Here is a 21,895-nt window from a genome sequence, read left to right on the forward strand (position 1 = left end):
GTGCCCTGCACGTTGTCATCCTTACCATCCTTGTTGCCGTCCTTCTCCGCTTTCTTGCGGGCACGGCCTTGCTTGGCCTGTTCCTTGAGGCGGGCAAGGATTTCCTGCTCAATTGTCTTGGCAAGTTTCGCGGTGGCTTCTTCAAGACGCTGCGTGGATACCTCCTCGGCTGCCTGCACCGAGGATTCGAGTTCTTCCACCAGCCTTTCGTCTTCTGCGGTTTCAAGCGGTGGCGTCGAACTGTCCAAGCTCTCTTTTCCCGCTTTTCCCTCTGCCTTGGTTGCGGCCTCGGCTTTTTCCGCGGTCACCGGAGCCTTGCGGCGCACAACCCGGCGACGGGCGCGCTTTCCGGCGATGGACAGAAGGTGGGCTTCGATGTCCTCGGCCGAAATCGCAGCGGCCCCCATGATCCCGGCCCCCTGTTCAGATCCCAAGCCCGCTTCTGTGGGAAGCGGAGCGCTGGCCACCGGGGCGACATCTTCATCGCTCGGCACGAAGGGGTCGATCAGAGATGCCGTTGCGTTGACATGACCATCGGCGAATTGCAGGCTCAACCCCTGTCCCGGATTAACCAGTTCGGCGCGGCGAATGGGAGAGCCATCCCGATCCCTGACCATGACAAAGCCGCGATCCAGCACACCCTTGTAGGACAGACTGTCGAGCAGTCGGCTGGCTGAATCCAGCATTGAGCGCTTTTGCTTGCGCGTCAGCATCGAGCTGTTTGTCAGGCGATCACCCAGATCAGCCAGACGCTGCTTGTGATTTTTGGTCCGCTCAGTGACCAGACCGCCGCGCAGGCGAATAGCCGTGCTGTCAAGGTGAGCGCGTCTGGTCTGGGTGGAGCTGACAAGGCTTTTCTGCAGTCTGTTGTTGCGATCCTCGAGCCGTTCTCTTTGGTAGCGGACGCGATCCGAAATCAAGCCCGGACGCAGGCGGGACGAAGCGACCTCAAGACGCGACCGGCGATTTTGCGTCAGGCTGACAAGGCCCTGATCGAGCCGACCCGATGCCATGTCGAACCGCTGTCTGGCAAGGGCAAGAATGTCTCGCGGCTGGGGCAGGGCGCGGGCTGCTGAGCGCAAGTCCGCCCGGCGACGATCCATCATGCGGGCCACCGCACCATATTGGCGAAGGCCCAGATCACCCAGTGTCGCCACCAGCTCAGACCGCACCGGTAACGCCAATTCCGCAGCGCCTGTTGGAGTCGGCGCGCGCAAATCAGCCACATAGTCGATGAGGGTGACATCGGTCTCGTGCCCGACGGCGGAAATGACGGGGATATCGCTATCGGCGACGGCCCGGCACGGGGCTTCTTCGTTGAACCCCCACAGATCCTCAAGGCTCCCGCCCCCGCGTGCAACGATCAGAAGATCAGGCCGCGGGATTGGACCATCCGCAGGCAAGGCATTGAACCCGCGCACACCGGCTGCGACTTCCTCGGCGCAGCTCTCTCCCTGAACCCGAACAGGCCAGACCAGCACGTGGACAGGAAACCGATCCTGTACCCGGTGAAGAATGTCGCGAATAACGGCCCCGGTCGGTGAGGTGATCACACCGATAACCCGCGGCAGGTGGGGCAGAGGCTTCTTGCGTTCCTTGGCGAACAACCCTTCGGCAGCAAGTTTCTTCTTGCGCTCTTCGAGCAGCGCCATCAGGGCACCAGCGCCCGCCGGCTCCATATGGTCGATGACCATCTGGTATTTGGACTGGCCGGGGAAGGTGGTCAGCTTGCCCGTTGCGATCACCTCAAGACCCTGTTCGGGCTTCACGGCAAGGCGCGAGGCCTGTCCGCGCCAGATAACGCCGGACAGCACCGACTTGTCATCCTTGAGATCGAGATAAACATGGCCGGAGGCCGGGCGAGACACGCGCCCCAATTCACCACGCACACGCACATAGCCGAACTGATCCTCAATCGAGGACTTCACCGCATAGGAGATTTCCGAGACGGTGAATTCGGTAGCGTTGGAGGGTGCAGGGTCGGACATGGCACTTCCCAAGGATCAGAATCGGAACAAAGGCTTGATCCTCATAGGTGCCTGTCTTTCCCGCTCCGGTCAAGCACCCCTGTGCCCTGACGCACCATCCAGACATCATGTGCCGAGTCCATCGTCGGAGTGTCAGCGCGGTGTTTCTGTATGGGAGTTCGGGCGATCTGCCTCTTGTCACATGGGCCCATTCGGCGCAATAAGGACAAGTGTGATTTCTCAAGACCGAGCGAGACCGATGTCCCATTACGACTTCAAGAGCCAGCGCCTTTGGGTGGAACAGGATATTGCCGAGCGGATCGCCATTCCCTGCGACCGGGCGCAAGCGAACTATCTGCTCAATGTGCTGCGCATGGAAGAGGGTGACGAGATGCTCATCTTCAACGGGCGCGATGGTGAATGGAAGGTCGAAGTGCGGCCTCTTGGTCGCAAGAAATGCGTCCTTGTGCCGGTCGAGCAGCTGCGACCCCAACCGCAAGAGCTGGGGTCGGATCTGCATTATCTCTTTGCACCACTTAAATCCGCTCGCATCGACTATATGGCGCAAAAGGCCGTGGAGATGGGAGCAAGCCAGTTGCGCCCCGTGTTCACCCAGCACACGCAGGAGCGGCGTCCCAAACTCGACAAGATGCGCGTCAATGTGATCGAGGCAGCAGAACAATGCGGAATCCTTGCCATCCCTGAAGTCACCGAGCCTGTTACGCTGCCCAAACTGCTTGACGGTTGGGAAGACAATGAGGACGGCCGCCATATTGTCTTCTGCGATGAGGGGGAGTTGGGCAAAGATCCTTTGGCGCTGCTCGATACGCTTCGTGGTGAGGGCGAGGCCGTGCCGCCACTCGCCTTGCTTATCGGTCCTGAAGGAGGCTTCTCGGTCGAGGAACGGGAGCGTCTCAGGGGCTTATCTTTTGTCACGCCAATCCCGCTCGGGCCCCGGATCTTGCGAGCCGACACCGCTGCGGTGGCCGCGCTCGCCATTCTTCAGGCAGTTTTGGGTGACTGGCGTTAGGCCCGCCAACCACCCGCAAGCGATAAACATACTGTCCCAAAGGCACATACACCATTCAATGCGCTTGCGATTGTGTCTAGTTCCTCCCCCTCTCTCATCATGGGATTTCCTGAATGATCATGTCCGCTGACTCTTGGGGCCTTTTCCTGTTCGCCTGTCTGATGCTGAATATTGCGCCCGGACCCGATTTGATTTTCATAATGAGCCGCACAATCGGTCACGGCAGGAAAGTTGGGATCGCGGCTTCTCTCGGGGTATGTAGCGGGGCGCTGGTTCATGTCTTTGCCGCCGCGCTCGGGCTTTCGGCTATCCTGGCCACCTCTGCCATGGCCTTTTCGATCGTGAAATATGTTGGCGCGGCCTATCTGGTCTGGTTGGGGTTGAAGACCCTGTTCAGCCGACAGTCATCACTGGCGCTTGACGAGGCCAACGACAAGCAGAGCGTGACGCCCTTTGCCGCCTATCGGCAGGGCGTTCTGGTGGATATTTTCAATCCCAAGGCCGCCTTGTTCTTTCTTGCCTTCCTGCCCCAGTTCATAGCCCATGATATAGGGCGGTCGTCTCTGGTGATCTTTGCCGAGACGGTGTTCCTGGGTTGCGTGGTCATCCTGATCGCCTTCGCCGTCGAGGCCTGCTTCGTGCTCGCTGCTGCGTCATTGGGGCGGTTCCTGCGCAACCACAACACACTCACTCAGTGGATCGACCGGGCCTTTGGCGGCTTGCTGCTGGGCATCGGTGCCCGGATTGCGCTCAGCGAATAGACCAAAGTGCGTCGGGGCTGTCAGCCCAGCTTCGCCTTGCTGCCATTCATCAACAAAGCGGCTTTGACCGATCAAAATCTTTGACTTGTCTCTCACCCCATTCTTGCATAGCGTCGCGCCATGACTGACAACAGCACACCCAAACTCTCGCCGCTTCTGATGGCTGGTCGTGACAGGCCCCTGCTTGGCATTGCCTTCATGCTGTCTTTTTGTGCTGTCATTCCCTTTGCCGACGCACTTATGAAAATCCTGTCCGGTAGTGTTCCTGTCGTCACGGTACTCATCGTGCGCTACATTTGCCAGATTGTGCTGATGACGCCCCTGATGCTGCGCCAGAAGAAGGGCGTGGGTCATCTTCTGAACCTGTCCGCCAAAGCTTGGTGGTGCCTGTTCTGGCGCTCGTTGATGCACATTCTGGGCATCGTGGGCATGTATTACGGCCTCAAGCACATGGCACTTGCGGATACCACGGCCATTGCCTTCATCTATCCCATTCTGATGCTCTTCGCTGGCCATATCTTTATGCAGGAGCAGATCGGACCGCACCGGATTGCGGCGGCGCTTTTCGGTTTCATCGGGACGCTGATGGTTGTTCAGCCCAATTTCCTTGCCGTCGGGGCGAATGCGCTCTGGCCAGTCGGCGTGGCCGGGACCTTTGTGGTCTTCATGCTGGTTACCAGAACCATGAGCCGTGAGATCGACCCCATTTCCATTCAGGTGGTCTCGGGCATCATGGCGCTGGGCATCCTGTTCATCCCGGTGCTTGTGCTGGATGCGGAGGTATTTCCGCTTTTCAGTCCACTATGGCCGAGTGCTGAGGACTGGCCCTTGTTGATCGGCGCAGGCACCATCGGCACCGTCGGTCACTTGTTGATGACCGCTGCGGTTCGTTATACGCCATCCGCAACCTTGGCTCCGATGCAATATCTGGAAATTCCGTTTGCCACAGCGATTGGCTGGGCGATCTTCTCTGATCTGCCCAATCAACTGGCCGGATTGGGCATTGTCGTCACCGTCTGCGGCGGTATTTACATGATCTACCGCGAACAGCTCGCGCAGCGTCAAGCCGCCTCACACGGCAAAGCCTGAAGCATCAAGAATTCTCACGTGCAAGCCAGCCGGTCTGCCCTTCAGGCTTCCTGTTGCGGGCCATCAAGCTGCTCGACACTGATGAGCAGCTTGGCCATCAGACCGTTCAGGGTCTGTTGTTCTTCGCGTGTCAGGGCTGCGAGAATGCGCGCTTCATTTGTCAGATGGCGCTGAGCAACAGTCTCGATCAGATCGGTGCCCTTGTCGGTCAGGGCGACAATGGTGCCGCGCCGATCCTTGGGATTGGCCCGTCGCTCAACCAGTCCGGCCTTTTCCAGCCGGTCAAGCCGGTTGGTCATGCCGCCCGACGAAATCATGGTTGCATCATACATTTGCGACGGGGTGAGGGCATAATGGCCCGTTTCATTGCGCCCCGCACGGCGCAGGGTCGCCAGTACGTCAAACTCACCGCTCTGCAATCCGAATTGCTCGAACAGGGGGTCGATATGGCGTGACCGCACGACATTGGTTGTTTCGTTGATGCGCCCCAGAAGCTCCATCGGCAGCAGATCCCAGTCCGGCTTTTCCTGCCGCCACTGATCTGCTGCGACCCCCGCTCGGTCCTTCTGTTGCTGTTTCATTGCCTCGTTTCCCTGCTTGCGTTGTCAATTTGTGAGCCTTGCGGCCGCCATAACCCCCACCATAAGGCGCTGAACGATCATGTGCAATTTATCTTTTGAGTAAATATCTTGACATTAAGATAATTAATGACAAGATATATTGAAGATGCACTCGAAGGCGCGTGAAGGCACCCATTTCCGCAGCCTTCCAGATTTTGAAGCTTCGTGATAGAGGTAGCCAATGACACAAGAAACGATCGCCGCCGATGCCGGTACCAACGCGGTACTGGATGAAGCGCCCGCCTCTGCAATCCCGGATGCACCGACTGAGACACTGAAGCAGCAGGCCCTGCCCGTGCTTCTGGTGCTCGTGGTGGGGACATTGCTTGCCGCTCAGGTGCTTCTGGGCAAACAGGGCATTCGCGCCGGAGCCAGTCCGCTCAGTTTTCTCTCGTTTGCCCTGATGTTGGCAGGCTTTGTGCTCTTCGTGACAAGCTTTGTTCGGCGACAGGGGGCCGCTCTGCGGGGACAGGTGCTCGAATATGGCATCTTGTCGGGTTTGCTGTTCGTGTTGCCCAATGCGGTTGCCTTCATGGCCGTCGGTCATGTGGGAGCGGGCTTCATTTCCATGACGCTTCTGTTCCCGCTGCTCATCACCTATCTGCTGGCATTGATGCTGCGTGTCGAACGCTTTGCGCTCTGGCGCATGGTTGCTCTCCTGCTGGGACTGGCGGGCGGTGTGCTCTTGTCAGCATCCAAGGCGGGGTTGGGTGATGCGCCGCTGTTCTGGATCCTTGTTTCACTGACCGGGCCGCTTTTTCTCGCCATGGGCAATATCTACCGCACCATGCGCTGGCCTACAGGCGTCGCGCCGCTCTTTCTGGCGAGCATGATGCTGCTGTTTGCCGGAGCCGGCTTGCTTCCGCTGGCGTTGACATTTGAGGGACCATCCGGTCCCGCAAGCCTGTTCCAGCCCGCCACACTGCCCTTTCTGGCCCTTGAGGTCGCCACATTCAGCTTGCTCTACCTGCTCTATTTCATCCTGCAAAAGGTTGCAGGACCCGTCTATCTTTCGCAGATCGGATTGGTCGGCGCAGTGGTCGGGGCCAGCGTTGCACGGCTCTGGCTTGATGAGGCGCTGCCGCCAAACCTGTTGCTGTCCGCGTTGATGATCGGGGCCGGCATTGTGTTGTTCCAATGGGCAGGCAGCCGGGCCAAAGCCGATCGGGCGGGCAAATAGGCTCGACCGATGACACCCCTCTCAGCCGAGCAGATCCCCAATGGGAACGACGAACAGGACCGCCTTCGTGGCGGTCTTTTGCTCATCGTTCAGGCCTTCTGAACAACCGCCTGAATTGGCTTGAATTTCGCTATATTGACCTTGTGTCTCATGGAAATTCGGTGCACAAGACGGGATACATTGACTTTCTTTGATTGTTTTTGATGTCATGATCGGGAATATGAAAATTGAATCCCGCAACAATCCGCAGCGCTGCCATTGTAACCCGGCTTCCAAGATCCTAAGTTGACACAGCGTGCTGCCTTCCCTTAATCGACAGCCAAGCCTGCCCAATTTGCAAGGAGCCCATAAATGGCCGCTTCCGATACATCCCCTGTCGTCCTGACCCTTGATAGCCGCGAGACCCTTATCGAGTCTCTTTCGAGCGGCGAGAAGCCCAAGGACAAATGGCGCATTGGGTCCGAGCACGAAAAGTTCGTCTTCTACAAGGATACCTTGGATCCTGTGCCCTACGAGGGTGAGCGCGGCATAGAACGCCTGCTGCTCGGCATGGAAGGGCTTCTGGGCTGGAAGCGCGTGGAAGACAAGGGCAAGATCATCGGTCTGGTCGATCCGATCGAAGGCGGAGCCATCTCTCTTGAGCCCGGTGGCCAGTTCGAGTTGTCCGGCGCTCCGCTCGACAATCTGCATCAGACCTGCCGCGAAGTGCATGGCCATCTGGCACAACTCCGTGAAGTGGCTGATCCCTTGGGTATCGGTTTCCTCGGTCTGGGCGTGTCACCCAAGTGGCATCGCGAAGAGGTCCCGGTGATGCCCAAGAGCCGCTATGGCATCATGATGAACTATATGCCCAAGGTGGGCAGTCGTGGTCTTGATATGATGTTCCGCTCCTGCACCATTCAGGTCAATCTCGATTTCGGCAGCGAAGCGGATATGGTCCAGAAGATGCGGGTTGGTATCGCCCTTCAGCCCATAGCAACTGCCTTGTTTGCCAACAGTCCCTTTGTTGATGGTCACAAGAACGGCTACCAGTCCCTGCGCGGCGCGATCTGGCACGACACGGATCCGGACCGGACAGGCACCTTGCCTTTCGTCTTCGAGCAAGGTTTTGGCTACGAGCAATATGTCGACTGGGCGCTCGACGTGCCGATGTATTTCATCACGCGGGAAGGCACCTATTACGACATGACCGGGATGACATTCCGCGATTACCTCAACGGCAAGCGCAAGGATGACACTCCCGACACCATGCCCACCCTGCAGGATTGGGAAGATCATCTGACAACCGTCTTCCCCGAAGTGCGCCTCAAACGCTATATCGAGATGCGCGGCGCGGATGGGGGGCCATGGCGACGCATCTGTGCGCTTCCTGCGCTTTGGACGGGGCTGCTGTATCATCAGCCCTCACTGGATGCGGCCTGGGATCTGGTCAAGGACTGGACCGCGGAAGAGCGGGACGCGATGCGCATCGATGTTGCGACCAATGGCCTGAAGACGAAATTCCGGGACACGAACATTCTCGCCATCGCCAAACAGGTGGTTGACCTTTCCCGCAAAGGTCTTGCCGCACGGGATCGGCTCAATGGGGCCGGGTTCGATGAAACCCAGTATCTGGCAGCGCTTGAGGAAACCGTGACCATGGGCCTCACGCCTTCGGACCAGTTGCTCATGCGATATAACAACGAATGGGGCGGCAACATCGATCGGGTCTTTGAGGACTTCGCCTACTAAGAAGCCGGATCCGACGCATTTCGCCTCCCTTTCTGGATCAAAGGATCATGAAGGACGGAACGGGGGATCTATGCGATGAAAAGGCTGATACAGTTTCTGATTGGCGGCATTTTGACCTTGTCGACTTTGGGAGCGTGTGTTCCCACTGATATCATGGGTCAAAAACCGGATAAGACACCGGTGAAACTGCTTTTCTATCCCGGCGGCGTGCGCCTCGATGATCTGGTTGTCTTCGAGGGAAAGAGCTATTTCGGAACCGTGGAGACCATTGAGAACGAACCGCTCGATGATCTGAAGTTCACCACCAAGTCAGGCAAGATCTTCATCGCTGAATGCACGGCGATCAGCGCGACCAAGGCTGGCCAACAGCAATGTGCCGAATATGAGATCTACCGCAGTGATGATGAAACGGTCATCCCGGAGCGTACGGTCCTTTATCGTCCCAGATGGCTGAAATAAAAAGGGCCGCTCGGATGAGCGGCCGCAGGGCTTTGTGTAATCTCGAAGAGGAGGGGCCACGAGGTGCGTTAGCGCCAGCGTCCCAGCATTTCGGCAAACCCGTCTCCGCTCACGGCCTCGCCATAGAGATAGCCGCTGACATTGATCTTGCCATCGAATTTGGTCATCTGACCCATCTTCGAGAGCACTTCGCGGTGCTTGTCTGGCAGACTGATCTGCAGACAGGTTTCCAGTGGTTCGCTCGAGAGCACCAGATGCCGCGGGTAGCGTTTTCCCGAGCGGCGACTGTTGACATAATTGTGCATCTGCAGCGGCTCAATGGCCTCCACCACATTTGTTCCATCCGACAACATGACGGTGCATTCGGTGTCGATCGTGTCGGTTTCAAAGTCCCAGAACTGTGTAACGCTGAGGCTGATGCCGTTGTCCAGATGCGGATAGACGTTGATCCACTGGCGTCGTTCCAGATCCCGTCCAAGGCTGAACCGCTTGGGCAACTCGCCCCACTGCCGATTGAACCACATGGCACCGTTCACGGACTGGCGCATGCCCATCAGCGTGACCGCTCCCGAAACACTCATTGCAGGGACGGCAAATTTGCGTTGTTTTGCGCCCAGAAAATGAAACGGAGCGCCACCGTTGTTGAGCAGCACCGGATTGAGCACCAGTCCGGACAGTTCAACAAAGGCGTCTGGCATGTCGGCGATGATGGAAATGTCCGTGCTGCTGCCGCGGATCGTCAGCTCTGGCGTCTGAATGCGTAAGCCCTTACCGCCGACGTGAAGGTCTTCCAGCGGTAGCATCGTATCAGTTTCGCGGATCCACCCGGTTTCCAGATCCATCAGGCAAAGGCCGAGAGATGCTTCTGATTTGCCTTTTCCGGTCTTGACCAATATGACATCAACGCGGAAAGAAAACGTCTTTCCCATTCCATGCAGATTGGTTGAAAACTGCCAGGATTCAAGCGCGTGCTGACCGTGGTGCCAAGCGAGATCCTCCTCAAGCTTGGCAATCCTGATCGAGCTTGAAATGCCAATGCCCGGCTGAGCAAATTCGTTACGGCGTGTCAGATCACGACCGTAGGGCACATTTGTGTTTGCAGTCTGCTGAGGACTCTCCAGTCTTTCAAGCATTGCGAACCTCCTCCCAAGAAATCATGTCGACGTGAAATCTGCCGACTACGGAGTTGGATACGGCGGGCACCATTCAGACCTGGCTGGCTTACTCTCTTGGGGCTGAAACGGAACAAGATCGGCGGACCTATCTGTCTGGCATTCAGCCTGTTTGAGAAAAAAAAGCCGGTTGCGCTTCAGGATAAACGTCGAATCCATCAGCTGTCTGTGGGGGCAAAGCGCAAGCGGAAAACTGGAAATCGGTTCCGAAAGTGGAGCTCGGTGACCAGCCAAACCCGTGAATTGCGTCCCCGTATCTCGATTGAAACTCAATTTGTGCCTAGATCGGCATTGTCAGCAAGCAGGGTATAACTTGCTCGCTGATAACTCAGCACAACCAGGGCGTTACATATAAACTTCATGACTCAACTCTGATAGGGCAATTACGAACCATTCACGCCGATCAGTCAAGTTAATTTCTGGTTGTAGAGAAAGTTTATTCTCAAAAATAATTGCTTTTGGAAATGTTCCCGTTTCGGAGTGAACTCCGTAAGGCTTTGTTAACCTCTGCTCAGACAGGTGAAAAGTCCTTATTTGGTAGCATTTTAAGGCATATTCCGTGAGGGTATCAGTTCTGCAAACGGGCGCGAGACAGGATGGCGTAGACTGTCCGGTCACGACTTTTTGAATAGCCATCAACAGGCGGAATAGTCGTGCAGCCCCAAGATGTAAGACGTATCCCACCGGCCTCGGTCGAGCTCAGTAACGATCTGCGCCGAACCATCATGCGATCAAGCTGCGATAACGCTTGAGCAAAAGGATCGCGATTGAAATGCATGGTCTTGGTCTTCCCTCTGTTCGTGATCCAAAGCGGAAGTTGGATGGAAGAATTGTATCGAAAACTGTCCAAAACGGAAAAATATTTCCAGATGATGCCCGGAACGCAAGCCAGCACGCGATATCGCTGTGACAATGGCAGGCGGAAGGGAATGGCAGCCCTAATGATCACAAAATTTGATGAAAGGTATTCGATTTGTCATTGGTTTCAATCGATCGGGTTGGCTAGACTTGCATCGTTATTTTCGCGCAGCCCCTCTGTCGAGGCACGCGACCGGCACGTGTATGCGCTGAGGACCCCATGAGCGAAGCAACGATGATACCACCTGCATCCGGGCAGGCGCCGCGTAAATTCGGTGCCATGTCGCCAAAGGATATGGGGCTCTACGGGATGATGGTGGTCGTCTGGGGCACCAGCTGGATTGCCATGGCCAATCAGCTCGACATCGTCTCACCGCTGGTCACCGGCCTCTACCGATTTGCCATTTCCGCTTCTATCATGTTCATCGGGGCGTTCATCGGTGGGTATCGCCTGCGCTTTCCGCCAAAGGTCCACCTGCGCATCATGGCGCTGGGAATGTTTATGTTCTCTAGCAATTTTGTGCTGTTCTACTATTCGGCGAGCTATATGGCGTCCGGTCTGATGGCGGTGATCTTCTCGTTGACCAGTCTGGTCAACATCATCATGTCGGCAATTTTCTTTCGCCAGATCCCGACGCGTTTCGGCCTCATCGGGGCTCTTCTCGGCTTTACCGGCATTGGCCTTATCTTCTGGCCACAAATTGCCAACAACGCGGGCAATGAAGGCATTCTCATTGGTCTTGCTCTGGGCATGGCCGGAACCTTGTGCTTTTCCACGGGCAATATGATTTCCGTCGCCAACAAGAAATTCGAGGTCCCGCTCATCAGCGCCAATGCCTGGAGCATGTTCTACGGCACGGTCTGGCTGTTCATTCTTTCGCAGGTGCTTGATCAGCCGTTTCTCATCGACTGGAGCCCCAAATACTGGATTGCCATGGGCTGGCTGACGATCATGTCATCGGTCATCGCCTTCTGGGGCTATATGACCCTGCTATCGAGCATCGGGCCTGCGCGCGCGGGCTATCTCACGGTGCTCTTTCCCATCGTGGCTCTCGTGCTGTCGACGATTTTCGAGGGCTATCAATGGACATTGCCAGGCCTTGCGGGCCTGCTCGCGATCGTTGCCGGCAACATTCTCGTCATGCAGGGTGGCAATCGCTAAAGCCCTTGCCGGGTACCATCTCGCGGCCTGCGCCGGGGTTCCTTCCATATCACACTTGCCATAAAATGGTCACTTAAGTCGTCCTTCACTGGCCTCATATTGTTGCGTCTCGGTCTCGACCGGAGATCGACCTCAGTTCAATCCAATTGACGGAGGACGAAAAATGAAGCGCACGATCAAGTTATTCTTGAAGGCTTGTTGGCGGAAGGTCTGGTTGCCTGTCGTGCCGAGAGAGATTGATGTGCTGATTAGCTCGCCGGGAGGCGTCGCAACCTCAATACTGATGAACGAGGTCGCCCGGTACAAGCGGATCAACAGCCCCCATGACCATGACGGTTTGAAGCATCTACCGCGGCCACCCAATTGGGAACCCAGAGACACCCCTCGAACAGCGCTATACATATTCGGGTCCGAAGAAGAGGCCACCAGAAGCATTCTCAGACGGAGATGGCTGAAATTTCAGGCTGCAAAGCTTGCTTGCCCTTTGGCCACGATTTCGTCTGGCGCGCGCGCCAGACAGGCTTACAAGAGCGCGATCCGCAAGCAAAAGCAGGCTTGGTTCGAAAAACAAGCAAGCTGCGATACTGTTCTTTGTCTTCGCTATGATGAAATCTGGGATCGGTTGCCAGAAGTGGCGCAGCATCTTGACATCGATGACCCGGACTTCATTGCTAGCTTCCCGCCACAGCGCCAGAGGACAGGTGTTTCGTAGCACGGCTAGCAACGCGTGGGCGATGAAGGCCAATCTTCATTCAGCGGCAAGGCTGCTGCCTGATACGTTGTCGAGCGCGTTGACGATATGGGCGGCCAGTGCCGTGTGAATGCGATCCTTGGCAGACTCACAGCGTATCAGCGCAATGTTGCAATTGCGCAGCTCCGGAAAGCCCTCACGTGCACCCAGAACCCGCATGTCCGATGTCAGCGCACTTTCAGGCAGGACGGCCACCGCAAGGCCAGCCATCACGGCACCGGTCGCAGCCGCAGCCGAAGAACTGACATAGGCAATCCGGTATTTCTTCTCCGCTTTGGACAGGGCCTCCGTTGCCCGCTGACGCCACGAACAGGTCTTGGTGCCAAGGGCGAGTGGAATGGTCGTCTGACAATGCACCGAGTGATGCGCCGAAGAAACCCACAGAAGGGGTTCAGAGCGAATGATCCGTCCATTGCGCTCGGCAATCGAGTCCCCGTGAGTGACGATGCCAAGATCCAGTCGGCCATCCTTTATCCGCCGGTAGATGCAGGAACTCTGTTCGCAGACCACTTCGATCTCGATGTTGGGATGGGTCGTGGCAAAACTCGCCAGCACCGTCGGCAGCAAGCGCGGGGCATAATCATCAGGAAGCCCAAGGCGTACCTTGCCGGACATGCCGTCTGACGAGAAGGCCGCGAAGGTTTCCGCATTGAGGGACAGCATTCGGCGCGCATAATCCAGCAAGCGCACACCCGCATCAGTCACTCTGCTTTGCCGCCCGTCGCGTGCGAAAATCGGCTGGCCGACACGTTCTTCCAGACGGCGCATTTGCATCGAAACGGCTGATTGCGTCTTGTTCACCTGCTCTGCAGCCTTGGTAAAACTGCCTGTTTCAGCGATGGCTATGAAGGTGCGAAGCTGATCAAGATCCAGAAGTGCATTCACGTTTTTGCCAATCTTTTCATATAGTAATGGAAATTTTTAGGGGCAGGGTCTGACAATGGACCACATGATTGTTTTTTTAATCTATCACAAAATAAGATGGTTTCCATAAAAAACATTCGTTGGATTTATCAAACGAAATCCACGATATTGAGGTCAACACCCACCACGGGAACCTGTTCCGATGAGCAAGCATGGAAACGGTTGAGACACCGATTTGCAGATCGCGTTTTTCAAGAGCAGGGGTGTGCGTCCTGTCACCGGTTCAAACCGACGCCTGATCGTGAAAACCGATCTGGCAAGCAGGCAGCAGGGCGGGGCGGACGGTCCAAAGTCCAAAGATTGAAACCGGGCTTGGACCTTTCAAACGTAACCGATCAGTTCCGCATGATGGCGGACTGATCCCGACACTAGGAGAAGACCCATGCTGACAGCGGGATTCATCAAAACCCTGTCCTCGAGTGCAAGCGGCCTCCGCCGCCTCGCAACGAGCCTTGCAAACATCGCCCGCAATCGGGCTGCTCTCAATCAGCTCAGCAAGCTTGATGAGAAGACCCTTGCCGATATCGGCCTGACCCGGGGCGATATCGTGAGTGCCAATGCCTTGCCCTTGCGCAAAGATCCGTTCCTCATTGACCCGTTTGAAGCCCGCCGCCGCGTGCATTCGAGCGAACTGGACGCCTTGGCCCGATGGCCGCGCCCACTGCCCGAACAGCCCTATGTGGCGGGGCGTTCCACGCGCCGAACAGATGTATGCATCGCTGCTGAATAGCAGCCACTGAATGAGGCCTTGCCGGGTTGATCATCCCATCCGGCAAGGCTCAAGAAGCCCCAAGACCTTCGGAATCGCCCTGCCGCATCGGCGGCTCCTGAGGAAGCTTGTCCCTTGAAGCACGACTCGCTCTCTTAATTCCGCACATCCGGGCCGGTTATTGTACCGGTAGAGAGGGCTTTGGGGGACTTTTTGCTAAGCAGCCGGGGATCTTTCCTTGAGATCCCCATTCCTTGACCCGCCTCAAAGGGGATGTGCCTGAGGCGGGTCTTTTTTTGTCTTTGCCGCCTCTGGCTTGTCCGCATTCTCTGACTTGTCCGCATTCTCTGACTTGTCCGCATTCTCTGGCGCGTTGTTCGTCAGCGCCCCGCCATTTTCGGCTGATAATGCTCGAACAGGGAATTCAGCCCTTTAAGATACTGCGTCTGCAGCTCAAGCGTTGCGTCTCGCATTTCTTGGGCGGGATCCGGTTCTTTTTCCGGTGCTTCCGCCTTGGTCGCGTCGGGATAGAACCCGGCCAGTAGACCATCAAAAGCAGCATGAAGCGGGCTTGGCATCGCCTCCAGTTCCTCACTGGCCTGACGGAAGGTGCGGCGGGTAAAGTCTCCCCAGTAATCCATCCAGCCAGCCGGATCATCCATCGCGGGCATCATCATCCGTGGCGAGAGGGGCAACAGGCTGTAGGTTGTCAGCAGCGGGAACAATTCCGACAACTGCTGCCGGGACAATCCCGTGGCACGTCGTGCGTCCTCCATCAGCCTAGCCTGTGCCATCTGACCCATAAAGACCTGATAGAGGCTTTCCATCGCCGCACTTTGCCCGGCAATCAGATCCATGGGAAAGGCGCCGTGTCGATCTTGGCCCGAGGCGGAAGAGGCGGCCGCGCTGCTCGCTCCCTGTTCCAAAAGCGAGGCCATGGCGTCGCTGACAGCTTCAGGCCAGAATGGGTTCGGCGTGGTGCGGGATGTCTCAAGTGGCGGAGACGGATCACCATCCGGCCCAAAGGTTTTCATCAATTCGGTGAGGAATGTCGGAACAAACACGTCGCTTGCCTTGGCGAGATCGTTGCCGTCAAGACCGGTCAGTGTCGAGATCTGTTCAATCGCCGCGTGGCCATAGATCTGATCGAGAAATGTCAGAAACTGGCTTTTGGTGTCATCCATTATGCCGTCCTCCACCCCGTTTCAGAGCCAAAAGACGCTGAAGGGAACGGGGCATAGCATTGCTCAAACACTGAGGATGCCTTGCCCCGCACCATAGGTCAAGAAAGCGCGGTTCAGAGAGGGCGTGTGGCTAGCCGACCACAATCACATGGACGTCTCTTGGGCCATGGGCGCCGAGCATGATGACCTGCTCGATATCGCCCGAGCGGGACGGACCGGTGATCCGGTTGACAACCCGCGGCATAACCGCTTCACCATCCTCACCATAAAGCCGCGCCTGCAGGGTTTCATAATCGCCGGTGATGTCATCGGCATTGACGACAATGATGTGGGTTTCGGGCAGAAAATTGAGTGTTGTGGGATTATCCGGGCCGGACACCAGAAGGGCTGTCCCGGTTTCGGCCACGCCGCCAAGAGCATGCGAAACGCCAACCGCGTCCTTCCCGTCAGATGGACCAATCAGGCGTTCCAATTGCGGTTCAGCCGCCCAGTTGATGGCGGCAAGGCGCGGATCGCTGCCGCTTCGCACCTGTTGCGGCAGGTTATGCTGCCGCAGATAGGCACAGATTGCGGAGGGCACATCGTCATAGGACGCCAGCCGATCCGTTGACGAGGAAACGGCTTGCGAGAAGGCCAGAAACATCTTGATCTGCTCTTCCCGGTCGATCTGGGCACGGGCGGGGATCAAACCGATGGCCTTTTCTGCCAATCGCGCCTCAACTGCTTTGCGCTCAGTGGACCGATCGGCATCAGAGGCCCCGCCACTGATAGAGCGCCGGATCTTGCCCAGAATGGCCGAGCGGGCAGCATTGTTGTCATTGGTGGTCATGCCGCTTTCCTCTTTTCTTGTTCCTTGGCCCACTGTTGCTGGAATGTCTGTCCTTCTGGAGCCGGAAACTCGCGATGCTTGGTCCATGCGCCGGTCATCGGCAGCTTCTGCATCAGCGCGGTCATCGGAGCCAGATGCTTCATCACACCCATCGCAAGGCCCGCAAGGGCGTGATAAAGGCGGGGGCGGCTGGCCACGAAGACCCAACCTTTTAGACCCCAGCGCTGTGTCGTGGGATTGAGGTGGCGCTCATATTCGCGCTCGCGCCAGTGCCGCATCATCTTGGGCAACGGGATCTTCATCGGGCAGACGCTTTCGCAGCGCCCGCAGAAGGTCGAGGCGTTGGGCAGGTGGCCCGCCTTGTCGACCCCGATGAGGGACGGGGACAGCACCGAACCCATCGGGCCGGGATAGACCCAGCCATAGGCGTGACCGCCCACCGCGTGATAAACGGGACAATGGTTGATGCAGGCCCCGCAGCGGATGCAGCGCAGCATTTCCTCGAACTCGCTGCCCAGCATCGACGAACGCCCATTGTCCAGAAGAACGACATGATATTCTTCCGGTCCGTCCGGGTCTTCATCCCGCTTCGGTCCGGTCGAGATCGTGGTATAGACGCTCTGCTCCTGTCCGGTGGCCGAGCGAGCCAGAAGCCTGAGGAAATGCTCCGCATCATTGAGGGTCGGGACCACCTTTTCAATCGAGGCCAGCACGATATGCACCCGGCTAAGCGTTTGGGTGAGATCGCCATTGCCCTCGTTGGTCACGATCACCGAAGAGCCGGTCTCTGCAATCAGAAAGTTGGCCCCTGTAATCCCCACATCGGCGGCAAAATACTGTTCTCTGAGCACTTCGCGCGCTTCGCCCAAAAGGCTGACCGGCTCGGACAGATCCCGGTCCTTGTCCAGATGGGTGTGAACCCGGCGGAAATCGGCCTCCACCTGATCCTTGGTGACATGCACCGCCGGTGCGATGATGTGGCTGGGATGCTCGCCGCGAAGCTGGATGATATATTCGCCAAGGTCGGTCTCGACGACCTTCATGCCGTCCTTCTCTAGAAAGGCATTGAGCTGCATTTCCTCGGAGATCATCGACTTGCCTTTGGTGATGGTCTTGGCATCAACCGACTGGCAAATTGTCTTGACGATCTCGCAGGCGTCCTGTCCGGTCTCTGCCCAGTGGACATGCCCGCCGGTAGCCAGAACCTTCTCCTCATAGGCCTCGAGATAGAGATCTAGATGCTTGAGCGCATGGGTCTTGATCGCTCGGCCCCGATCGCGCAACTCTTCGAATTCGGGCAGGGCGTCAACCGATTGCTGGCGCTTGCCGATGAACCCCTTTTCGACATTCTTAAGCGCTTTTTGCAGATTGGCATCGGCCAGCGCTTCGCGGGCATTGGTCTTGAAGGTCGGTGACTTGATTTCCATGGTCGTCTACCGCCTCCTAGCGTTGTTTCTTGGCACCGATTGCCGGGCCGTCCGCCATGTCTGCCAAAACTTCCGCCACATGCCGAACTTCAACGGCAGAGCCTTCACGTTTGAGTTTGCCAGCCATATTCATCAAACATCCTAGATCGCCCGCCAGAAGCGTTCCGGCACCGGCATCCGAGACGGTTTGGGATTTCTTCTCGACGATGGCGTTGGAGATATCGCTGTATTTGACACAGAAGGTGCCACCAAAACCGCAACAGACATCACTGTCGCGCATTTCCTTCAGCTCAACCCCATCAATGGACTGAAGCAGTTGGCGCGGCTGCGACTGCACCTTCATTTCGCGCAGGCCCGAACAGCTGTCATGATAGGTGACCGAACCGCGGTAGTTCGAAGCGATCTCGTTGACCCCGGCGACATCGACCAAAAAACTCACCAGTTCGTGGGTCTTGCCCGCGACATCGCTGGCACGGTCAGCCCAATCAGGATCATCGGCCAGAAGGGACGGGTAATGCTTGGCGATCATGGCGGCACAGGAACCGGACGGGGCGACGATATAGTCATAGTCTTCAAAGGCCTTGATCACCTGCTTGGCGAGGGCCTTGGCATCATCCCGGTCTCCGGAATTGTAGGCAGGTTGGCCACAGCAGGTCTGATCCTTGGGGACTTCAAGCGTGTAGCCTGCATCCTCGATCAGTTTCACCGCGGCAAAGCCGATGGTCGGGCGAAAAAGGTCGACGAGGCAGGTGACGAACAGGCCGACCCGCTTGTTGCTGCTAGCGTTGGCTGGCGCATCACCGAAATTCAATTCAATCTGGTCCATGTGATCTTCATTGTCTGGTGCCATCAGGAGCGGCTGGAGACCCCTTTCTGGCTGGTTGCAGTCTGCCTTGGGTTGATGCAGACGGTTCCATGAGGTGCTTTTCATTTGCCCGTTTGTTGCGACCGGGCTGGGGGCGCTCCACGAAGGATATTGGTCTTTCGCGACTTACCCTGCTTCCTGTGGCAATCGCGTCACTAAGGCTGAAAAGCCTTTCCTGTTTCCGGCTGTGCCCAATGCACATCTTGGCCTTTCACAAGGGTGGATCTGGTTTTAAAAAAAACAGTCCTTCCAAGAAAAGGTTGTAACAGGAGCGTATCCTTTCCAGCAACATCATATTGTGGAGTGCGGCCACAAGGGTGTGATGACAATCGGCTCATCGTCTGCTCACCCCGTCCAAGACGTGAGCAAAAGGCACCGACCCTCGACCCGCTTGTGGCGTCTCGGGCGCGCATGGACCATCCTTGCCGCGTCTGTTGTCGTTAACGATGTATGAACAAAAACATATAAATTCGATCGAATGACGCCTGCTACCGGTGAAATTCTTCGCAATTTGTGGCAGCCTGAAAATCAGGTGCAGCTGCAATCAAAATCACACACAAGGACAAATACCTTGCCTTCCAAGGGATACCCGATTGATGGTGAAGGTTGCTGATGGTGGGCTCTCTCTTCGCCTGGCTCAGTATTGCCTTGACCCTCGCGACCATTTTTGTTGAAGAAAGTCAGGTCGTTGCCGCACTTGTCGGAGGCTTTGTCGCGCTTCTGATCGCTGTCTGGCGTCGGGGGCGGCCCGTTTTTCTGTTGCTTGCCTTTGTGCTGTTTTCTCTGGCCTTCATCATTCTGCCGTCCGCCATGGATCGCATCGTGAAAATCTGGATCCCACAACATGACTGGTACGATCTGTTGCATGAACCGTTGGGGCTTCTTGTTGCTATCCTTCTGGTGGCTTGCCTCTTCACGATCAGTTGCCGCCGCCAGAGTGGCGGTGTCTGGTTAAGTGCGCAGGAAGCAAGCGAGGATCTCTCGAGATTCCTGAGCTTCATGGGCTATCTCACCGCGCTCTTGTTCGTGCCTTTGCTGTTGTTGGCTCTGCTGTCCGTTACAAGAGGATCCCCGGCGGCTTTCGATGTCGCCGGGCTGTCCTGGCTAAACCCGGAGCGGTTGCTTGTCAGTCGCGATGAGGCCTATTTAAGCTGGTTCACCACCATTTTCCTGTTGGGTGGGCTCGGGCTCGCCTATATCCGCAACGCGCACCACCGTCGACCCTGTCGGTTGGAGGACAATCACTTCAAGCGCAAAGCGTGGCAGGAGTTTATCGGCGGAGTATTGTTCCTGTTACCAATCTGTTGGACCGCCGTGAAACAGGGATGTCTGTTTGCAATCGAGATCCATCAAGGGCGGGAAATCGGGCCGGACGTTGCCTTGACGGTTGGCGGCCAAACCGTGCCCGAATGGATCCTGGTTGCGATTTTTCCATTTGCCTTCCTGTTGCTCAGTCTGGCGGCGATCAGCGTCATGCTGCGTTCGCTGGTCTATCTTTATGGTCCCCATTACCTCAGCAAACGGGCCGCCTCTCACATTGATATGCCCGATAGCCAGTCCGCCTTCAGAGCCTCTCGCTTTGGTCGCAAGACGGAAAGCCAGGGGATGGAAGGGAAGGGCGGGTAATGACCGAGTGGCTTCCCTTGCTGCAAAGCCTTTGGTTCAACCATGCGCCGGTGCTGCTGCTGTTGAGCTTTGTCCTGCTTTACCCGGTCGGCTACCCGGTTGCGTTCCAGCTGTCTGCTCTCGCTTTGGCCTTTGGCTGGGTTGGCGTGCAAACCGGTCTGATCTCAACCGATCGCATGAGTGATCTGCCGCACCTCCTGTTCTCCGACCTGTTGTTCGATTCCTCGCTGCTCTGTTTACCCCTGTTGTTGTTGCTCACCGAATTCATGGTGGCGACCGGCCAAATGGAACGAGCCTCTCGGGCCATCAAGGGCTATTCCGATCCAGCCTGGCTGACCATTGACCAAGCCAGCCGCGCCAAGCGCAAGTCTCAGATCAGGATTAAGTCGGCTGTCGAGGTCGACGTGGGTCGGCGGTCTTTGTTCATGACCATGTTCACGCCGGCAAGCCTGCTCATGATCATCGTCGCCAGGCTGTTCGAACTATCCCCCGAAGCGATGACGTTCGTTCTTCTGGTGCCTGCATCCCTCATGTGTGGCGTCTATCTGGTCAACTGGCTGTTTGATCTTTGGGTGGACGCGCATCTGCAAAGGCTGCGGGATCGGGCAGGGTTGGCGGATTCGATAGCGCACAAGGGAGCGGCTGTGGCCGCGCAGGGGCGCATGGTCCGTTTGGCGAAGCTTATCTTCGATGTTGCCCCCCTCTTTTTTCTGGTGGCATTGGCAGTGCTCTTGCTCCTTCATTGGAAGCTGACGTTGCCCACGACATTCTCTGTGCTCGCCTGTGCCATCATGCTGCTCTCCATCTTGCAGGGCAGATTCAGTCCGGCTTCGCTCGCCAAAGCGGCTTGTCGATCGCTTGCGGCGACGGGCAATCTTGCCGCCATGATGCTGGCGGCCTACTGCTTTCATCTGGTGTTCCTGTCGCTTGGCGGGACGGATCTGCTGGCCGATAGTACAAACCTTCTTGCTTCGCTTGACCCACTGACACGCGCCTGGTGGCTTCTGTTCCTTGTGCTGGGATGTCTTGTGGCGCTCGGCCTGTTTGTTGACTGGATCCTTTTGACCTTCATTCTGCTGCCGATGCTGCGCCCCTTCTTTGCCTCGCTCGACTTCTCCTCTCTGTTGAGCCCCCTGTGGAGTGAGTTTGCCATTGCGCGAGGAGATATGGCGGCGAATAGCGATCCGGATCTGTCCTTGAGCGCCCTGCATCCATTCCAGATGCTCAGTCTTCTCGATCAATACGCCCCGACGCGCCTTTGGATGGCCGCTCTGGTCTGGCTGGCACTGCTCACGTCGGTGGTCACCTACACGAGACAGAGCGGGGAGCTAACCACCGGGCAACGCGGCAGCGGGGAGCTCGGTCACAAGCAGCCGCAAATTGGATTGGCACTGTTTTTCATACTTCAATTGATCGGCTTGACACTGGTGCTCATCATGCCGCAAGCTGTCTTCTGGTTGCCGGCTCACGTGATCGGTTGAGCTGGCTCTAAAAGCAGAAAAAGCGCAATGCATCCCGTCTGCATGGTGCTAGATCGAGTGATTGGATACG

At 57.0% G+C, this 21,895-nt stretch carries 19 protein-coding genes and 1 pseudogene; 11 read left to right on the plus strand and 9 right to left on the minus strand.

The window, feature by feature from the left end:
- Nucleotides 1–413 precede the first annotated feature (413 nt).
- Nucleotides 414–1,988, minus strand: a pseudogene (gene xseA, locus CPH65_RS11505) (exodeoxyribonuclease VII large subunit); the annotation flags it as partial.
- Between the two features lie 238 nt (nt 1,989–2,226).
- Here xseA and CPH65_RS11510 point away from each other — a divergent pair.
- From CPH65_RS11510 to CPH65_RS11520, 3 genes are all read left to right on the plus strand, one after another.
- Complete coding sequence (locus CPH65_RS11510; protein WP_096173597.1) at nt 2,227–2,997, plus strand: 16S rRNA (uracil(1498)-N(3))-methyltransferase; 771 nt, start codon at nt 2,227–2,229, stop codon at nt 2,995–2,997.
- A gap of 113 nt (nt 2,998–3,110) precedes the next feature.
- Nucleotides 3,111–3,758 carry a LysE family translocator gene (locus tag CPH65_RS11515; RefSeq protein ID WP_197704013.1) on the plus strand — a complete coding sequence of 216 codons (648 nt, stop codon included), beginning with the start codon at nt 3,111–3,113 and terminating at the stop codon, nt 3,756–3,758.
- A 120-nt stretch (nt 3,759–3,878) separates the two neighbouring features.
- Nucleotides 3,879–4,847 carry a DMT family transporter gene (locus CPH65_RS11520; RefSeq protein ID WP_197704014.1) on the plus strand — a complete coding sequence of 323 codons (969 nt, stop codon included), beginning with the start codon at nt 3,879–3,881 and terminating at the stop codon, nt 4,845–4,847.
- Nucleotides 4,848–4,888: 41 nt separating this feature from the next.
- Here CPH65_RS11520 and CPH65_RS11525 read toward each other — a convergent pair whose 3' ends face one another.
- Nucleotides 4,889–5,428 (minus strand): MarR family winged helix-turn-helix transcriptional regulator, encoded by a 540-nt coding sequence (locus CPH65_RS11525; RefSeq protein ID WP_096173598.1) that lies wholly within the window; start codon nt 5,426–5,428, stop codon nt 4,889–4,891.
- A gap of 220 nt (nt 5,429–5,648) precedes the next feature.
- Between CPH65_RS11525 and CPH65_RS11530 the strand changes: the two genes are divergently transcribed.
- Entirely contained in the window at nt 5,649–6,647 is a 999-nt protein-coding gene (locus CPH65_RS11530) for a DMT family transporter (protein WP_096173599.1), read from the plus strand.
- Nucleotides 6,648–6,668: 21 nt separating this feature from the next.
- Here CPH65_RS11530 and CPH65_RS23880 read toward each other — a convergent pair whose 3' ends face one another.
- Nucleotides 6,669–6,857: a hypothetical protein gene (locus CPH65_RS23880; RefSeq protein ID WP_157747643.1), complete on the minus strand. Its 189-nt coding sequence runs from the start codon at nt 6,855–6,857 to the stop codon at nt 6,669–6,671.
- 141 nt (nt 6,858–6,998) lie between these two features.
- On the opposite strand from CPH65_RS23880, the gene CPH65_RS11535 reads away from it, so the two are divergent.
- The gene (locus tag CPH65_RS11535; protein ID WP_096173600.1) at nt 6,999–8,378 is read left to right on the plus strand and encodes a glutamate--cysteine ligase; all 1,380 of its coding nucleotides are present in this window, start codon (nt 6,999–7,001) and stop codon (nt 8,376–8,378) included.
- 153 nt (nt 8,379–8,531) lie between these two features.
- A complete protein-coding gene (locus tag CPH65_RS11540) occupies nt 8,532–8,837 on the plus strand; it encodes a hypothetical protein (RefSeq protein WP_172891509.1) in 306 nt (101 codons plus the stop codon).
- Nucleotides 8,838–8,905: 68 nt separating this feature from the next.
- On the opposite strand, the gene CPH65_RS11545 is transcribed toward CPH65_RS11540, so the two are convergent.
- A complete protein-coding gene (locus CPH65_RS11545) occupies nt 8,906–9,970 on the minus strand; it encodes a hypothetical protein (RefSeq protein WP_096173602.1) in 1,065 nt (354 codons plus the stop codon).
- A 1,132-nt stretch (nt 9,971–11,102) separates the two neighbouring features.
- Here CPH65_RS11545 and CPH65_RS11555 point away from each other — a divergent pair.
- Nucleotides 11,103–12,029 carry a DMT family transporter gene (locus CPH65_RS11555; RefSeq protein ID WP_172891510.1) on the plus strand — a complete coding sequence of 309 codons (927 nt, stop codon included), beginning with the start codon at nt 11,103–11,105 and terminating at the stop codon, nt 12,027–12,029.
- A 484-nt stretch (nt 12,030–12,513) separates the two neighbouring features.
- Nucleotides 12,514–12,741, plus strand: a complete 228-nt coding sequence (locus tag CPH65_RS23885; RefSeq protein ID WP_157747644.1) for a hypothetical protein — start codon at nt 12,514–12,516, stop codon at nt 12,739–12,741.
- A gap of 36 nt (nt 12,742–12,777) precedes the next feature.
- On the opposite strand, the gene CPH65_RS11565 is transcribed toward CPH65_RS23885, so the two are convergent.
- Nucleotides 12,778–13,665 carry a LysR substrate-binding domain-containing protein gene (locus CPH65_RS11565; protein WP_096173606.1) on the minus strand — a complete coding sequence of 296 codons (888 nt, stop codon included), beginning with the start codon at nt 13,663–13,665 and terminating at the stop codon, nt 12,778–12,780.
- Nucleotides 13,666–14,086: 421 nt separating this feature from the next.
- Between CPH65_RS11565 and CPH65_RS11570 the strand changes: the two genes are divergently transcribed.
- Nucleotides 14,087–14,434 carry a DUF1127 domain-containing protein gene (locus tag CPH65_RS11570; protein ID WP_096173607.1) on the plus strand — a complete coding sequence of 116 codons (348 nt, stop codon included), beginning with the start codon at nt 14,087–14,089 and terminating at the stop codon, nt 14,432–14,434.
- Between the two features lie 359 nt (nt 14,435–14,793).
- Here the strand turns inward: CPH65_RS11570 and CPH65_RS11575 are convergent, their stop codons facing one another.
- The 4 genes from CPH65_RS11575 to CPH65_RS11590 all read right to left on the minus strand — a co-directional run bounded on the left by CPH65_RS11575 (nt 14,794) and on the right by CPH65_RS11590 (nt 18,679).
- On the minus strand, nt 14,794–15,597 hold the full coding sequence (locus CPH65_RS11575; RefSeq protein ID WP_096173608.1) for a hypothetical protein: 804 nt from the start codon (nt 15,595–15,597) through the stop codon (nt 14,794–14,796).
- 130 nt (nt 15,598–15,727) lie between these two features.
- Nucleotides 15,728–16,426, minus strand: a complete 699-nt coding sequence (locus tag CPH65_RS11580; protein WP_096173609.1) for an LUD domain-containing protein — start codon at nt 16,424–16,426, stop codon at nt 15,728–15,730.
- A complete protein-coding gene (locus CPH65_RS11585) occupies nt 16,423–17,853 on the minus strand; it encodes a LutB/LldF family L-lactate oxidation iron-sulfur protein (RefSeq protein ID WP_096173610.1) in 1,431 nt (476 codons plus the stop codon). The genes CPH65_RS11580 and CPH65_RS11585 overlap by 4 nt, the downstream gene beginning before the upstream one ends.
- Before the next feature lie 16 nt (nt 17,854–17,869).
- Nucleotides 17,870–18,679 (minus strand): (Fe-S)-binding protein, encoded by an 810-nt coding sequence (locus tag CPH65_RS11590; protein ID WP_096176373.1) that lies wholly within the window; start codon nt 18,677–18,679, stop codon nt 17,870–17,872.
- A 651-nt stretch (nt 18,680–19,330) separates the two neighbouring features.
- Here CPH65_RS11590 and CPH65_RS11595 point away from each other — a divergent pair.
- Nucleotides 19,331–20,344 (plus strand): hypothetical protein, encoded by a 1,014-nt coding sequence (locus tag CPH65_RS11595; protein ID WP_096173611.1) that lies wholly within the window; start codon nt 19,331–19,333, stop codon nt 20,342–20,344.
- Nucleotides 20,344–21,825 (plus strand): hypothetical protein, encoded by a 1,482-nt coding sequence (locus CPH65_RS11600; protein ID WP_096173612.1) that lies wholly within the window; start codon nt 20,344–20,346, stop codon nt 21,823–21,825. Before CPH65_RS11595 ends, CPH65_RS11600 begins: the two co-directional genes overlap by 1 nt.
- Nucleotides 21,826–21,895 lie beyond the last annotated feature (70 nt).

This window comes from Cohaesibacter sp. ES.047 (genome assembly GCF_900215505.1).
Taxonomy (GTDB): Bacteria; Pseudomonadota; Alphaproteobacteria; order Rhizobiales; family Cohaesibacteraceae; genus Cohaesibacter.